At 49.8% G+C, this 15,592-nt stretch carries 12 protein-coding genes; 9 read left to right on the top strand and 3 right to left on the bottom strand.

Going from position 1 to position 15,592, the window contains the following annotated elements; translation table 11 throughout:
• Positions 1 to 58 precede the first annotated feature (58 nt).
• The 6 genes from ACJJI6_RS08935 to ACJJI6_RS08910 all read left to right on the top strand — a co-directional run bounded on the left by ACJJI6_RS08935 (position 59) and on the right by ACJJI6_RS08910 (position 7,157).
• A complete protein-coding gene (locus ACJJI6_RS08935; RefSeq protein WP_413665142.1) occupies positions 59 to 1,444 on the top strand; it encodes a class II fumarate hydratase in 1,386 nt (461 codons plus the stop codon).
• A gap of 261 nt (positions 1,445 to 1,705) precedes the next feature.
• Positions 1,706 to 1,906 carry a hypothetical protein gene (locus tag ACJJI6_RS08930; RefSeq protein ID WP_282933468.1) on the top strand — a complete coding sequence of 67 codons (201 nt, stop codon included), beginning with the start codon at positions 1,706 to 1,708 and terminating at the stop codon, positions 1,904 to 1,906.
• A gap of 3 nt (positions 1,907 to 1,909) precedes the next feature.
• The gene (locus ACJJI6_RS08925) at positions 1,910 to 2,980 is read left to right on the top strand and encodes an AraC family transcriptional regulator (protein ID WP_282933467.1); all 1,071 of its coding nucleotides are present in this window, start codon (positions 1,910 to 1,912) and stop codon (positions 2,978 to 2,980) included.
• Between the two features lie 178 nt (positions 2,981 to 3,158).
• Positions 3,159 to 4,952: an acyl-CoA dehydrogenase C-terminal domain-containing protein gene (locus ACJJI6_RS08920; RefSeq protein WP_413665143.1), complete on the top strand. Its 1,794-nt coding sequence runs from the start codon at positions 3,159 to 3,161 to the stop codon at positions 4,950 to 4,952.
• An 81-nt stretch (positions 4,953 to 5,033) separates the two neighbouring features.
• Entirely contained in the window at positions 5,034 to 5,369 is a 336-nt protein-coding gene (locus ACJJI6_RS08915) for an SCP2 sterol-binding domain-containing protein (RefSeq protein WP_282933465.1), read from the top strand.
• Positions 5,370 to 5,519: 150 nt separating this feature from the next.
• The gene (locus ACJJI6_RS08910) at positions 5,520 to 7,157 is read left to right on the top strand and encodes an AMP-binding protein (protein ID WP_413665144.1); all 1,638 of its coding nucleotides are present in this window, start codon (positions 5,520 to 5,522) and stop codon (positions 7,155 to 7,157) included.
• A 183-nt stretch (positions 7,158 to 7,340) separates the two neighbouring features.
• Here ACJJI6_RS08910 and ACJJI6_RS08905 read toward each other — a convergent pair whose 3' ends face one another.
• A complete protein-coding gene (locus ACJJI6_RS08905) occupies positions 7,341 to 9,092 on the bottom strand; it encodes a M28 family metallopeptidase (protein WP_444896681.1) in 1,752 nt (583 codons plus the stop codon).
• 244 nt (positions 9,093 to 9,336) lie between these two features.
• A complete protein-coding gene (locus tag ACJJI6_RS08900) occupies positions 9,337 to 10,536 on the bottom strand; it encodes a phosphatidylinositol-specific phospholipase C domain-containing protein (protein WP_444896682.1) in 1,200 nt (399 codons plus the stop codon).
• 288 nt (positions 10,537 to 10,824) lie between these two features.
• Here ACJJI6_RS08900 and ACJJI6_RS08895 point away from each other — a divergent pair, with 288 nt between their 5' ends.
• Both ACJJI6_RS08895 and ACJJI6_RS08890 read left to right on the top strand, forming a co-directional pair.
• The gene (locus ACJJI6_RS08895; protein ID WP_475713172.1) at positions 10,825 to 12,348 is read left to right on the top strand and encodes an MFS transporter; all 1,524 of its coding nucleotides are present in this window, start codon (positions 10,825 to 10,827) and stop codon (positions 12,346 to 12,348) included.
• 165 nt (positions 12,349 to 12,513) lie between these two features.
• Positions 12,514 to 13,392, top strand: coding sequence for a hypothetical protein (locus ACJJI6_RS08890; protein WP_475713171.1), 879 nt, complete (start codon positions 12,514 to 12,516; stop codon positions 13,390 to 13,392).
• Between the two features lie 53 nt (positions 13,393 to 13,445).
• Here the strand turns inward: ACJJI6_RS08890 and ACJJI6_RS08885 are convergent, their stop codons facing one another.
• Positions 13,446 to 14,570: a M14 family metallopeptidase gene (locus ACJJI6_RS08885; RefSeq protein WP_475713170.1), complete on the bottom strand. Its 1,125-nt coding sequence runs from the start codon at positions 14,568 to 14,570 to the stop codon at positions 13,446 to 13,448.
• Positions 14,571 to 15,077: 507 nt separating this feature from the next.
• On the opposite strand from ACJJI6_RS08885, the gene ACJJI6_RS08880 reads away from it, so the two are divergent.
• Positions 15,078 to 15,557 carry a hypothetical protein gene (locus ACJJI6_RS08880; protein WP_475713169.1) on the top strand — a complete coding sequence of 160 codons (480 nt, stop codon included), beginning with the start codon at positions 15,078 to 15,080 and terminating at the stop codon, positions 15,555 to 15,557.
• Positions 15,558 to 15,592 lie beyond the last annotated feature (35 nt).

The raw sequence follows: 15,592 nt of genomic DNA, 5'->3' as shown, positions 1-15,592 counted from the left end.
GGCTGCAGCGGCTAAATAACCTTCTGTCGATGCATTAAACGCATCTGGGGAGAGTGAAATGGGTGGCGAATTCCGCACTGAAAAGGACAGCCTGGGCGAAGTTCAGGTGCCGACTGAGGCGATGTATGGTGCGCAAACCCAGCGCGCAGTGGAGAATTTTCCTGTCAGTGGTCACGGCTTGCCTGCAGAGTTTATCCGCGCCATTGTGCTGATAAAGAAATCTGCTGCGGAGGCCAACCGGGACTTGGGGTTGCTGGATAAAGCCCAGGCTGAGGCCATTATCAATGCTTGCGACAGTCTCGGTGATGAGGAGTATGCCACTCATTTCCCCGTCGATATTTACCAGACAGGTTCTGGTACCAGCTCAAATATGAATGTTAATGAGGTGCTCGCCCACCTCGCAGAAAAGCACAGTGATCAAACCATCAGCCCCAATGATCACGTGAATATGAGTCAGAGCAGTAATGATGTGGTTCCTACCGCAATACATGTGTCCGCCCTGCTTGCAGTGCGCGATACCCTGCTGCCTGCGTTGCGCCATTTGCACACTGGCTTGTGCGACAAGTCCACGGAACTTGAAAGTATTGTAAAAACTGGCCGCACCCATCTGATGGATGCAGTGCCTATGACAATGGCGCAGGAAGTTGGAGGTTGGGCTGCACAAATAGAGGCGTGCCGGGAGAGAATTCGCGCGGTAATGCCTCGGCTTGCCCAGCTGGCTCAAGGCGGTACGGCGATTGGCACCGGGCTCAATGCTCACCCGGATTTTGCCGAGCTGTTCGCGCAAAAAATCAGCGCCCACACATCTCATCAGTTTCGCCCGGCAGAGAACTTTTTTACCGCAATTTCCAGTCAGGATACGTCGGTGGAATTGTCCGGGCAGCTCAAGGTGTTGGCAGTTTCCCTGATGAAAATTGCCAATGACTTGCGTTGGATGAACAGCGGTCCCCTTGCTGGCCTCTCCGAAATCGCCCTGGAGGCCTTGCAGCCAGGGAGCAGTATTATGCCGGGCAAAGTGAACCCAGTTATTGCCGAATCAGTTACTATGGTTTGTGCCCGGGTGATGGGTAATGACACCACAGTGACCGTGGCGGGACAGAGCGGCAATTTTCAATTGAATGTTATGTTGCCTTTAGTAGGCAGTACGCTGCTGGAAAGTATTAACCTGCTCGCGAATGCATCGACCCTATTGGCTGATCGAGCCGTTGCCAGTTTCGCGGTGAATCGGGCGCATATTGAGGGAACCCTGGGCCGCAACCCCATTTTAGTGACCTCCCTTAACCCAGTGATTGGCTACCTGAAAGCGGCGGAGATTGCCAAGGCCGCCTATGCCAGCTGTAGGCCAGTGCTGGATGTTGCTGTTGAAATGACGGACCTGGATAGAGAAACGCTTGAGGAATTGTTAGATCCCGCCCATTTGGCCAAGGGTGGGCTGATTAGCTAGGGGCAAAAAAGGCGATTCCCAACAGTATTAACGATATAATGGCGGTCAGGCACATAAGCCAGTGCAAAAGCCTTAACAGCGTGGCTCGATCCTCTGGTTCCAGCATTCTTCTGCTCATTGGTGCCTCCTGCGGCGTTGACAGGAACCGGCCAATCCCTCACGATTCGACGCCGCGTCGGTACTGGGTGCCGACAATACAATGGTAGCGCCACAAAATGTGGCAGTCTCACCTGTTTTGAAAATCAATGTATCCAGATCGTCATGGCTAAAAGAAGTCGCCGCTCCTTTATTACCAGTGTCCTCGCCTGTGTCGCCTTTGTAGTGGCGGCAGTCTACAGCTGGGACCTGCCCGTTAAGGATGTTGTCACCTATTTCATTCTTCTGTTGGTGATATTGCTTGTCATCATTGCTCTGGCGTTTGGGTGCGGGGCTTTATTGAATTGGTTGCGCAGGCGTAAATAATAGATGGCGTCAACGGAAGAGGATATTCGCATCCCTATCGCCTACCTCGAGCGACTGCTCGAAGAGGCGACCAAGCATGGGTGTGATCGCAAGGAGCTTTTAGCTTCTGTCGATATCGATGAGTCTGAATTGCAGGGCGTATCCGCATTTTCAGCAGTGAAGTACGGCCGCTTGTACCAGCGCGTGATGTGGCTGGCGCAAAATGAGTGGTTTGGCATGCTTAGCGGTGGAAGGGTCCGTTCCGGGTCTTTTCGCTTGTTGTGTCTGGCGGTGGTGAATTGTGCAACCCTCCGCCAGGCGATTACGCTCTGTGCCGAATTTATGGAAATCTGCCGAGGTTTTAAGGTGAAGCCGGTACTCGGAGAAGGTGGCCATGGGCGCGAGCGGGTTGAAATTTGCGGGATCAGTTCGCTGGGCAAAGGCGAATTTGAGCAGCTGCTGAATAACACGAGCCCCAGTGTGGTGCGTACAACCTTAGCGGTTTGGCACAGGTTTTATTGCTGGCTGGCAGGGCGGGAGATTCCGCTGGCCAGGCTGCACTTTTCATTTGCTTGCCCAGAAGAGTTTCGCAGTCTCGCGCAGAGTGAGGCCAATGAGTTGTTATTTGAGCAGCCGTTTAATGCGCTCGAATACGATACCCGCTACCTGGAATACCCTGTGGTGCAAAGCCCGCAGATGGTTGAGGACTTTATTCGCACCGCTCCTTACCACCTGGTGATTAGCGACGGCAGTGCCAATAGTATCAAGACCAAAGTGAAAACCATTTTGAACCGGGACGTGAGTGAGTCCATGCCTGCCGCTGAGGCGGTGGCGGAGAGGCTCAATATGTCGGTCACCACGTTGCGACGTCGCCTTCAGCAGGAGGGTACCTCCTACCAGAAGCTCAAAGACGAATGTCGGATGGAAGCGGCTTTTCACTACCTCAGCTGCCCGGATCTTTCCAATGGGCAGATCGCAGAGATGCTTGGGTTCGATGAATCCAGTGCTTTCTTCCGCGCCTTCAAAAAATGGACGGGAATTACGCCAGGCGAGTATCGCCGGGGTGGTCGCGCTGCAGCTGGCCTGGATATTTGACTAGGCCAGTCACCTTTTTTCATCCTCTCGCCTCGATTTGTCACCGCTTTGGACGGGTTTGGCCATAGAGGGGGCTGCTCGCTTACTACTATGATGAACCAATCTTAGAAATTAGTCATAAATATGACTGGATGGTTTTGCCTCCGGTCCCAAACATAAGCGAATTGAGGTTATCAGGATGACCGATATCAAAATGCCACTGCGTGATTTGCGTTTCGTAATGCGCGAGATGCTGGACTCAGAAAAGCATTATGAGTCACTTGGATATGAGGAGGCTACTCCTGATGTCGTGGATGCCATCCTGGAAGAGGGTGCAAAGTTTTGTGAAAACGTTATTGCACCGCTGAACCAAATTGGCGACCAGCAAGGTTGCACCTGGAAAGACGGTGAAGTTACTACCCCGGAAGGCTTTAAAGAAGCTTACCAGCAGTTTGTAGAGGGTGGCTGGGCTGCACTGCCTCACGATCCTGAGTACGGTGGCCAGGGCCTGCCGCCCTCGCTCGGCACTATCATGAGCGAGATGGTTGGCACCGCCAACTGGTCCTGGGGCATGTACCCCGGTTTGTCCCACGGTGCCATGAACACCCTGGAAGAGCACGGTACTGAAGAGCAGAAGCAGGTTTACCTGACCAAGCTGGTTGAAGGTAGCTGGACTGGCACTATGTGTCTGACCGAGCCTCACTGTGGTACCGATCTGGGTATTCTGCGCACCAAGGCCGAGCCAAATGACGATGGCTCCTACGCGATTACCGGCACCAAGATCTTTATCTCCGCCGGTGAGCACGACATGACTGACAACATTGTTCATATCGTACTCGCCCGCCTGCCAGACGCACCTGCTGGCACCAAGGGTATCTCCCTGTTTATCGTACCCAAGTTCCTGCCGAACGCTGACGGCTCTGCTGGTGAGCGCAACGGTGTGGTATGTGGTTCCCTCGAGCACAAAATGGGTATTCACGGCAACGCCACTGCAGTGCTGAACTTTGACGGTGCTAAAGGCTTCCTGATCGGCGAGCAGAATAAAGGCCTGAGCTATATGTTCACCTTTATGAACACTGCGCGCCTGGGCACTGCTCTGCAAGGCCTGGCTCACTCCGAGATCGGTTTCCAGAAGTCTCTGGCTTATGCAAAAGATCGCCTGCAAATGCGTTCTCTGTCCGGCGTGAAAAACCCGGAAGGCCCGGCTGACCCGATTATTGTTCACCCTGACGTGCGCCGCATGCTGATGACCCAGAAAGCCTTCTCTGAAGGTGGTCGTATGCTGGTTGTTAAGTGCGCACAGCTGGTTGATATCACTCACAAAGGCGATGCTGACGCGAAGAAAGCCGCTGACGATATGCTGGCGTTCCTGACGCCGATTGCAAAAGCATTTTTGACAGAAGCTGGTTTCGAATCTGCCAACCTGGGTATGCAGTGTTTCGGTGGCCACGGTTATATTGCCGAGTGGGGCGTGGAGCAGAACGTACGTGATGCGCGTATCTCCACTATCTATGAAGGCACCACTGGTATTCAGGCTCTGGACCTGTTGGGTCGTAAGGTTCTGATGACCCAGGGTGAATTGCTGCGCGGTTTCACCAAGCAGGTTCACAAATTCTGCCAGGCGGAAATTGATAACGAAGCACTGGCGCCTTTCGTTGCTAAATTGCAAGAGCTTAACAAGCAGTGGGGCGACCTGACCTTGCACGTTGGCGGCAAAGCTATGGAAAACCCAGACGAAGTCGGTGCTGCCTCTGTAGATTACCTGATGTTCTCCGGTTACACCGTGCTGGCCTTCCTGTGGGCACAGGCGGCTAAAGTTGCCAATGAAAAACTGGCAGCGGGCACTGGAGAAGAAGATTTCTACAAGGCGAAAATTACTACCGCGCGTTTCTTCTTCGAGCGTATCCTTCCTCGCACTTCCAGCCACGCAACGTCCATGTTGAGTGGAGCAGGCAACTTGATGGAATTGGATGCCGAGCATTTTGCATTCTGATCCCGCTCTGAAATGAAAACCGCCGGCAAATGCCGGCGGTTTTTTTGTGAGTAATAAAGCGGCTTAAACGGAGAATTTCCGATGCAATTGCCGGATTCAGTTCAAGAGCGCCTGTGTCACTTAGCTTGTTCGTACCCGCTGGCTCGGGTACAGTTCCGGCTGCCAGATGCCTGTGACTTCTATGTTTATGTCACCGAAGTATCTAAAAATTACAAAGTGATTTCCGAATTTGGTCAGACTGATAATCCAGAACTAACATTGGAAATGGAAAACAGCACTCTCAGTGCTATATTGGACGGTCAATTAAGTGGGCGTCACGCCTTCCTTTTGGGGGATGTTCAATATTCTGGAAATCGCGAATTGGCCGCAGCATTGGCAGGTTTATTTCCTGCAAATAGTGAAGAGGGAGATCGGTAAAGAGAGGTTTTAAACCCTTCTTTTTCACCGTCTCAAAGATACTACAAACAATAAATAAATTCTCGCTCGCCAAGAGATATGGCAGCTTTCGCCTATGGAGACGGAAGGTGTGGGCAAGCGACGACAACAATCAGGAATGGGAGAAGAGAGTTGGACATTGATCGCAGCATACTTGATGTCTTTAAAGGCGCTTGCGCCAAATTCGGTGACCGGCCGGCTTTCACATGCCTGGGGCGTACACTTTCAATCAATGATATTGACACGCTGAGTGGAAAATTCGCCTCTTATTTACAAAATCATACCGACTTGAAGCCCGGCGATCGCATCGCTGTCCAGCTGCCCAACGTGTTGCAGTACCCAGTAGTTGTTTTTGGTGCACTGCGCGCAGGTCTGGTTGTAGTAAATACCAATCCGCTGTACACGCAGCGCGAGCTTAAGCACCAGCTGAATGATTCAGGGGCCAAGGCTCTGGTCGTACTGGCGAATATTGCCGATACCGCTGCTGCGGTGGTTGCTGAAACCGATGTAAAACAAGTTATTGTTACTGAGATTGCGGATCTGCACAGTCCGCTGAAGCGTACCTTGATCAACAGTGTGGCGAAGTACGTTAAGAAAATGGTGCCCGAATTTTCGTTTGCCAATGAAGTTAGCTTCCGCGATGCAATGGCAAAAGGCGCTGAGCGTCCTCATAAGGATGTTGAGCGCACCAAAGAAGATATTGCGGTTCTGCAGTATACCGGCGGTACTACCGGGGTTGCCAAAGGGGCAATGCTGACTAATGGCAATCTGGTTGCGAATATGGAGCAGGTTCGTATCGCATTTGCCAGTGGTATGAAAGAAGGTGAGGAGTTCTATATTGCACCTTTGCCTCTTTACCATATCTACGCATTTACCATCCACTGCATGTGCCTTTTCTCCACGGGCAACCACTCGTTGTTAGTACCCAACCCGAGGGATATTCCGGGTTTTGTGAAGATGCTGAAAGGCCTGCGTTTCACCGGATTTGTTGGGCTCAATACCCTGTTCAATGGCCTGATGCGCAACAAGGATTTTGCTGAACTGGACTTCAGCAAATTGCACTCAACAGCTTCTGGTGGCATGGCGTTAACTCGCGATACGGCTAAGCGCTGGGAGGAAATGACCGGTTGTATGATCATGGAAGGTTACGGTATGACTGAAACCTCCCCGGTTGTTTCATTTAACCCTACTGATGGTGTTCAGCTGGGCACAGTGGGTGTTCCTGTTCCCGGTACCGAGGTCAAGGTTGTCGATGAGAATGGCAATGACCTGCCAAACAACTCTCCTGGCGAGCTGTGCGTGCGCGGACCTCAGGTGATGAAAGGCTACTGGCAGCGTCCGGAAGCGACAGCGGATACCATCGACAGTGAAGGTTGGTTGAATACCGGCGATATGGCCGTTATTCAGGATGATGGTTACATCAAAATCGTAGATCGCAAGAAGGACATGATTATTGTGTCCGGCTTCAATGTATATCCCAATGAGATTGAAGACGTGATCAGCGCGCATCCGAAGGTCACTGAAGCTGCCGCTATCGGTATCCCGGATGAGAAAAGTGGTGAGCAGGTGAAGCTCTTCCTGGTGAAGGCTGATCCATCTTTGACCGAAGATGAAGTTGTCGCCTACTGCCGTGAGCATATGACGGCTTATAAAGTGCCGAAGCATGTTGAGTTCCGTGAGGACTTACCCAAAACTAATGTGGGCAAAATCTTGCGCCGTGAACTTCGCGATGAAGAGTTGAAAAAGCTTGAGGCTACTAGCGCTGCTTAAGTCGCTATTTAGCTAAAGAGTTCAACCGCATAAAAGGCCCTGCTGGAGACAGTGGGGCTTTTTTATTGGTTTCGATTCACGGAGAGGCACCTGCAGCTAATGCAGGGTTGATGTTTGGGGAGGGAAGTTTGGTGACACCGAGGAGGTGCCACCAAGGAAAAGCGGGATGTTTATCCTGCTTGGTTATTTGCGGCTTTCGGCACTGGCGTCGCGAATAGCGCGGAACTCATTGCCTTCATACCAGTTGGGCCAGTCGCGGCTGTTTGCCAGCTTCAGGCCCAATTGTAGGCCCAGCTGCAAATTCATAGCGGCGCCTTTCAGGTTCCAGTTGGGGTCGTATTCATCTCCGGGCTTGTGGTAGTGCTGGCTGAGATATTCCTTGTCCTTAGATTGTGCCCACTCCCGGCCGTGCTCATGGTTTTCGCTACCAGAATCAAAATACAGCATTGGCACGCCTTCTTTTGCCAGGCTGAAATGATCTGAGCGATAGAAGTAGCCGCGTTCCGGGTGCTCTTCAGCAGCCAGATAGCGGCCCTGCTTTTTGGCGGCTGCTTCTAAGAGATTTTCCAGCTCGCTGCTGCCGAAGCCTACGACGGTGATGTCTTTGGTGGGGCCCAAGACATTCATAGCGTCGAAGTTAAAGCCGGCAACCGTCTTTTCCAGAGGATCAACAGGGTTAGCAGCATAATATTTGGAGCCGAGTAAACCGGACTCTTCAGCAGTTACTGCGACGAATACCAGGGAGCGATCAGCTTGATCCTCTTTTGCTGCTTGGGCTGCAAGAGCAAGTAGTCCAGCGGTACCGGTGGCATTGTCCACTGCGCCATTGAAGATATGGTCTTCGCCAGAAGCGTTTTTGTTGACCCCTAAGTGGTCCCAGTGGGCAGTGTAAACAATGGTTTCATCTGCGTACTTTTTGCCGGGTAACTTAGCAATAACATTGCGAGAGTTGGACTTCTCAAGGCTGTTGCTGAGTTCGATGCTGGCTTTGAGTTCCAGTGACTTAGGCTTGAATCCCGGTGCCTTTGCAGCTGCCATTTCTTCGGTCAAGTCGAGACCTGCCGCCTGGAACAGATCCTTCGCTGCCTGGTTGGTGATCCAGGCCTCAATCGCCACGCGATCGATATTCTTGTTTTCTGCTTCAAGGCTTACCTGGGCGCCAGACCAGGAGCCGCTCACTACCTCCCAGGGGTAACCGGCAGCACCATTCTCATGGATAATAATGGCCCCTGCGGCGCCCTGACGGGCAGCTTCTTCAAACTTGTAGCTCCAGCGACCGTAGTAGGTCATGGCATTGCCATTGAATAGAGCCTCATCTTGGGTGGCATAGCCGGGGTCATTCACCAGAATGACTGCGGTTTTGCCTTCCATATCCAGACCTGCGTAGTCATTCCAGTTGTTTTCTGGAGCTACGATGCCGTAACCGACAAAAACCAATTCGCTTTCATTAAGGCTGGATGCGCTGGTTTGGCGCTGGGTAAACGCGACCATGTCGTCAATCGGTTTTAGAACCTGGCCTACACCTTCGCCCTGAATAGTAAGGGGGGTGGATTGAATATCCATCTCTACAATGGGGACTTCCTGGAACCAGCTGGGGTTACCGTCGGAATCTACAGCACCAGGGGTAAGTCCGAGCGCCTTAAATTGCTCTGCCAGATAGTTTACCGTCAGCTCCTCACCTTTACTGGCGGGAGCGCGGCCTTCGAATTCATCGGAGGCCAATACGGCGACATGCTTGTGCAGGTCGGCAGCGACAATATCAATTTGAGCCTTCTCAGCGGCTTCCAAATTGAGCTTTTCAGTGCCGTGCTCGATATGTTCTTTATGGGAGTGCGCTTGTGAGCTGACTTCTTCGTTGCCCTTGCTACAACCGCTGATAACACCGCCGATGGCTATAGCCAAGCCAAGGCGGCGCCAGGTAGTAGGAATTCGCATAATTTTGTCCTGACAGTCTTGTTAGGAGGCAGATTATGCCTGATCTTGTCTTAACTAACGACATATCAGCGATCAGTTGAGAGTAGAGTGTGACTAGGCCCGGAGCTATATTCCCGTTTTGATATTTTAGTTGAATATGGTGACAGGGTTTGTGTTTGAGAGGGTTCAATAAAACTCGCCTTGGATAGGAGGCTCGGGCTTAGCCTCCTATCCAGCCTAAATCCTCAAGTCGAGATTTTTGAGGTTAATTGTGCTGCCAGTGGCCCTCAGTTATCTGGTCCTGATAGTTAATCCACACCTTGTCATAGCCAGTGGTTTCCTTGGCGCTTTTAAGGGCTTGGTTGTCCTGGCTATTGGTGGGGGCGGAAAACACATAGTCATTGCCCAGTGCCTGGCACACCCCGGCACCATAAGAGAATGGGCCTGTGGAGGCGCTGACCAGCCAGCTACCGTCAGCCGTGTTCTTACATGCGAAGCTATATTGGTTGCTGCAGTTGGCATCATTCCAGCGTCCGTTGCCCCACTGCATGGCGCAGTCCTCATTGTTCAAGTTATTTGGCTCATTCTGATCCCATGACCAAATAGCTGCAGCGATGCGGCCATCAGTCGTATTCATATTATCGAGATTGATTATGTTGTGACCTATAGCAAAGCCATTGCGAACATCATCGGCTGTGATTCGCTCAATACCACCGCTAAAAATTTCCCCTATGGTGCCAATAGTGGTGCTGTCTTCCCACACTCGACCGATTTCCCCTAATCCGGTGAAGGCCATGTTCTTCATGTCACCATTTCCAGAGCAGCCGCTATCTTTCCATACGACGACTTGTTTCCCTGCAGCAAGCACATCATTTTTTGTCAGATTGCTGGGAATACTCTGGCAGCCGCCGCTGTAGAAAATCTTATCCCCGAATCGATCGGTTATTTGGTTGTAGAGATCTTGATGGCGCCCATCAGAGTGGTCCTCGATATATAAAATGATGACTTCGTCCTGATTGGCGCTGTCATTTAGCCAGTCCTTTATTTCGTTAAATCCTTCAGTCGCATACTTGTCATTGATACTGCAGAGCCCATGGCACAGAAGTAATCTTTTTGGGTAGGAAAAAAGGCTCTCCATTTTCGTTGTCCAATGGACATCCAGCTCTATAAAGCGAGCTCCCATACGCAATTGATCTTTTATGGAATGCTCCTGTTGAGGGTCCAGGTAGCGGCATCCCACTGAGAAGTTACAGGCGCGATACACTTCTGAGTTGTAAGAATTGTGTGTCCCCAAAATATTGTTTTCACTCATGGGAGTGTGGTTGTCTATTTGACGCTGTAGATCCAAGGCTGTGCCTGTCCAGCTGTTTTGGAAATCAGAAATGCTATCGGCCCAAAGGGGGGGAGAGGCGAAGGAAAGTACAAATAGAATCGATAGGATCATCTGTCTGATAGTGTGTTTCATTATTTTTCTCCGGACTGAGTAGATACGCTACCTTTGCAGTAGACGCTAGTGAATATTTTTTAATTTTTATTAGTGTGCGGTGCCTTAAGGTACCGTTTTATTATTTTTGCTTTTTACTACGAATTGGACTTTTTTGTCTATGTGATGAGGGTTGGTTTCTTGTTGTTTTCTGGCAGCATCATAATTCTATTGTTAATGGATGGGTTGTGTAGCTCTCTCAGCAATAAATGCCGATAAATTATTCAGGATCTTTCCTTGCTTTAATTAACAAGCTGCATAAGGGGAATTATGCGACTAATGAATAAGTGGGTTGTTTTGCTTGGCTCCTTTCCAGCCACCTTTATATTGGGGTTGGACTACACCATTGTCAGTATTGCACTGCCGACAATCCAGCAAAGTTTAGGTGCATCCTTTATTCAAACCCAGTGGGTTATGAATATATTTATGTTGATGCTATGTATCCTGATGGCCAGTATGGGGAGATTGGGGGATATTGTGGGCTCCCTGAAGATGCTCAATATTGGATGGGTATTACTTGCAGTTAGCTCCCTTTTCGCGGGATTGGCTGAGGATCCACTTTGGTTAATTGTCTGGCGGGCCTTTCAAGGTGTCTCCATTGCCATAATCGTGCCGAATAATATTGCTTTGCTGTCCCACACTTTTGTAGAAAAAGAAGCCGGATTTGCAATGGGATGGTGGATGTCGGTATTGGCTGTCGGCTTTGCTCTTGGTCCGGTGTTGGGTGGGGTCCTATGTGAGTATTTGTCTTGGAGGTCGATCTTTTTTATTAATATCCCCTTTGTGTTGGTTAGTATGGTGTTTGGCCTTTTTGTAATGCGGAGCCCGCAAAATTTAGATAAAGAAAAAAGTTATATTGACTGGCGTGGAATGATACTTCTTGCTCTTAGTGTGGGTTCGCTAGTGGTGTTAGTAGTTGAAGGGGCGCAAGTGGGTTGGTTGAGCTGGCCGATACTGTTGTTGTTGGTTATTTCTATATTGAGTTTTGTTGCCCTTTTTCGTGTTGAGCGAAAACTGGAGCAACCGTTGATCCATTTTGCCTATTTTAAGAATTCGCTATTTTCCGCTTGTATTTTAACTAATTTCAGCTTGTTGATATTTCTCATTTCTGCTTTCTTTTTGTTGCCATTTTATTTGCATATTGTGCGTCAGGATACAACGGTAATGTCCGGCTTGATTTTGCTCCCTATTACCTTGGTAATGGCTTTGGTATCTCCTGTGGCGGGCAGAATGGCAGCTAATTCCGCACCTGCGGCTCCAATCTTAATTGGTGTCATATGTATTTTGATTGCGGCAATCGTAATGACGCAATTCTCAGTGGATACCAATTTTTCAACGCTTTTGCTGGCTTTTATACCTTTTGGTGTGGCTTGGGGGTTTGTATTTAGTGCGACAGCGCCAATCGCTATTGGCGCTTTGCCGCCTAATAGTGCAGGTATAGCAACCGGAATGTTGTGGGGCATACAAAACATAGGCGCAGCACTTGGACTGGCTGTAGTGGGTACTGTATTCCGGATAATGGAAAAACAGAGTTTGCTAAATCAATTGCAGGAAAGTGGGGTGCAGATTACCAGTGTACTGGAAAAATATATCGATGCATTGCTGATTAATCCTGAAAGGATAGAGCGTGGCGCAATGGGGGTGTCTGCTGCTCTGCACAGTCGCATCGCTAACATGTTTAATGAGGCTTTTGCCCAGGCTTTTCAGTCGGTGATGTGGGGGTTGGTTGTATTTACTTTTCTTCTTTTTTTGGTTGTGCTTGCTTTATTGAAAATGGCAAAAGAAAAAGGGTAAAGGCTTACGTAAATTAGCCGTAGAAAGTCAATTCAGCTCATAAAATGCTGCTTTTATCCCTTCTTTAGATAAGGGGGCTTACTGCTGGGGTATAAATATAGCAGCTCTTTAGTGGGTAACATTTAAAGGCGACAACGGCAAATAAAGTATGCATGGGTGATAGTGATGAAAAGTAAAAGTTGGCTACTTTTGACTTTCTTTTTAGCAAGGGCGATTGAGGTTAATGCCGAACAGATGGCAAGCTGTAACGATCCTATTTTGGAAGTCGACTTTGATGGTGTGGTAGTGGCGGGCTCTAAAAAAGAACTATCCAGAGTTGCCTTAAGTGGAGTGCCAATGCGAGTAGGGTGGGATTTGGATTTTAATGGAGATAAAGAATCTGATCTTACACATTGGTCTGATGCGCAGTTTACAACTGTTATGTCTGGAGAAGTGGCAACAAAAGTTCAGTCTGTTCATCGGCAGATTCCTAGAATTCATGATACAAGGATAGAGCTTTCTTCTGAGTTTGGACGGTGGCACGGTTTACTAGATAGCCGAGGTATTTTACTAGGGCGTTTTGAGCACTCTAATAGGGTAGATAGCGACCGTGTACATTCAGTTTGGTGTTTCACTGCTCCCCCAAAACGAAACTGGGAAGTTGCTTTTCAGAAAGACCATAGTGGAAGGGTTATTGCTGGAGGGATCTCTAATCTATTGGATGCTATACGCAGAAGGTTAGCAGTACGAATTAGTTGGTTAGGTAGTGTTAATACCGAGACTGAAAAGAGAACAGTTATTGAGGCAGAGCAAGCAATACCTGTTGTTGCCCATATATCTAATGGGGGAGAAATTACAGCGCAGTTGCCTCATCATCTCGGATCAGATGAATTTTCAAAATTAGGTATGGTTCCACCTACTTCAAACAGTGTGGTATGGGGAGCGAAGTTAAGTTCTTCGGGGGAGCTGGATGTAATTTGGTTGGATACTGAAAGCGGGGAGATTAGCCGTCAGCAGACTAATTATATCGATATAGCTTGGTTTATAGAAAAGCCTGTTTACTAAGTTTTGGTCGGCAAAAGCCCCTTGGCTCTTTAAGCTAGGGGCTTTTGGGCTGATTAAGACATAGTTTTTAGCGTTTCGCGAATTGGGAAAAGAATATCGCGAGCGAGTTGTTGGCTTCGCGCCGGGGACCATCCTTCGATTAAGTCGGGAAGGTCATCATTGTCTTTAAACGGCATCTCCAATGTTAGAGCCAGGGTGCGGAATTGATGTCCAGCCCAGGCGGTACCAATTGTCAAATTTGCTTCGCCGGGTTTATCCAGCTCATATCCATGCTCCGTTTGGAAGTCGGGGCTGATGGCCTCATAAGCTTGCTTAAATGTCTCTTCCAACTTGGCGTGGCGCTCGTCATAGCCGGGAATACCTTCACAAGCCGCAACAAAGTTATAGGGCAGGGCTTCATCACCATGAATATCCAGGAAGATATCCCCTCCTAGCTCCAACATTTTCTCCCTGACCAAAAAGACTTCCGGGCTTCGCTCCATTGTGGGGTTGAGCCACTCACGGTTCAGGTTGGCGCCCGCAGCGTTAGTGCGCAGATGCCCGCGAACGCTGCCGTCGGGGTTCATATTGGGTACTACATAAAATACGGTATCTGCCAGCAAGCTTTGCGCAGTAGGATTGGCATGGTCGAGCAAAGTTTCCAGGAAGCCCTCGACAAACCATTCCGCCATGGTCTCTCCTGGGTGTTGGCGGGCAATCATCCAAACACGATGTTTCGCGGTGTCGGCGTTGCCAACCGTGAGCATGGTCATATCGCGCTCATCAAGGGTTTTACCCAGAGTTTGCAGTTTGACCAGGTCGTGGCTCTGCGCCCAAGCGAGCAGGTCCAGGTGGCGTTCCCAGGAGTAGGGGGCAAAATAGGCGAGATAGATGCTGGGTTCATCCAGGGTTACAGTGAAGTCCAGGGTATTGCTGTCGTAGTTGGCGCCAATTCTGAACCAATTTTGACGATCGTAAGAGGCACAGATGCGGTAGTTTTCCCAGCCTTCCGGGTAGGCGGATTTGCCGGCATTAACGATGCGCAAGGGATAGCTGGTGCCAATATCGCCTTCCAGACGAAAGTGAAACCATTGATAGAAGTCAGAATTGTTGTCCTGACGGATTGCTAGCTCAATTGGATTGCTGTCGGTATTGATAACTTCGATATTGCCGCTGTCAAAGGCGCTGCTGATATACATGTAGAGAGCTCCACTCTTGTTCTTGGGCGCAGGATACAGCGGTAGGGGGAATTTTCCAGGAAGAAAGGTAGGGGATCTCGCCAATTTTGGGTGCGATAGGACGAAATCTCCTTTATTTAGTGAATTAGAAAAGCACGGCATCGATAAGGATACCGTGCTTTAGCCAATCCCTGGCGGCACCTGCTACGACTACTGCTCCCTGAAATTTCCGGTGTCGGACCCCAGGCGACTGCTTACTGCCCGGTCAGATCACAAGTGCGTCACTCCACACTGTCAGAAATTAGTAAATCTCCTTAACATCCCGCAGCAAGTGCTGGTTAAAGTTTAGGCAATCGAGCCTGCTTGATGTTGTACGAACGTTTCGATCGGCGTAAATTTGATGATCTTTTTGTCTCAGGGCTATCTGACGTGAATTTGTACAGATAGAGAATAGATCCCATGGCATTAGTGGGAATAGAAAGAGCAAGTAATAGCTCCGCATAGGGGGCTTTCGTGAGAGGTGACACCATGAATAGAGTGATTAGACGAAGTATCGTGGCATCCGCTGCGCTTGTAACAGTGATGAATCTGAGCGCCTGTGGCTATTTCCTGTACCCGGAGCGCAAAGGGCAGGCGGGTGGGCGAGTTGATCCTGCGGTCGTAATCTTGGACGGCGCAGGCCTGCTATTTGGCTTGCTGCCGGGCATAGTGGCTTTCGCTGTCGATATTACCAATGGCACCATTTATTTGCCGCCAGGGCATAGTTCGGTGTTTGATCGCCATTTAAGCAGTACTGACCAGGGGGCACCTGCGGAGGTTACAGACGAAGAGGGGCAGGTCTGGATCCGACTTCCGGTGGAGGGCGTCGATGAGAATACCCGACTAGAAGTACTCAGTGATCAGTTATCAGGGATAACAGGGCAGCAAGTAGACGCTGAAGATATTGTTTGGTTACAGGACTCAGCCGAGCTTCGTGCAGTAAGCCGTTTCCAGGCTGCGTCTCGCTAGTTTTTCCTAACTCTGAGCGCCTCGGGAGTTGAAGG

The sequence above is a fragment of the Microbulbifer maximicatervae (SeqCode) genome, assembly GCF_056232625.1.
This window is presented reverse-complemented; position numbering and strand designations above follow the sequence as displayed.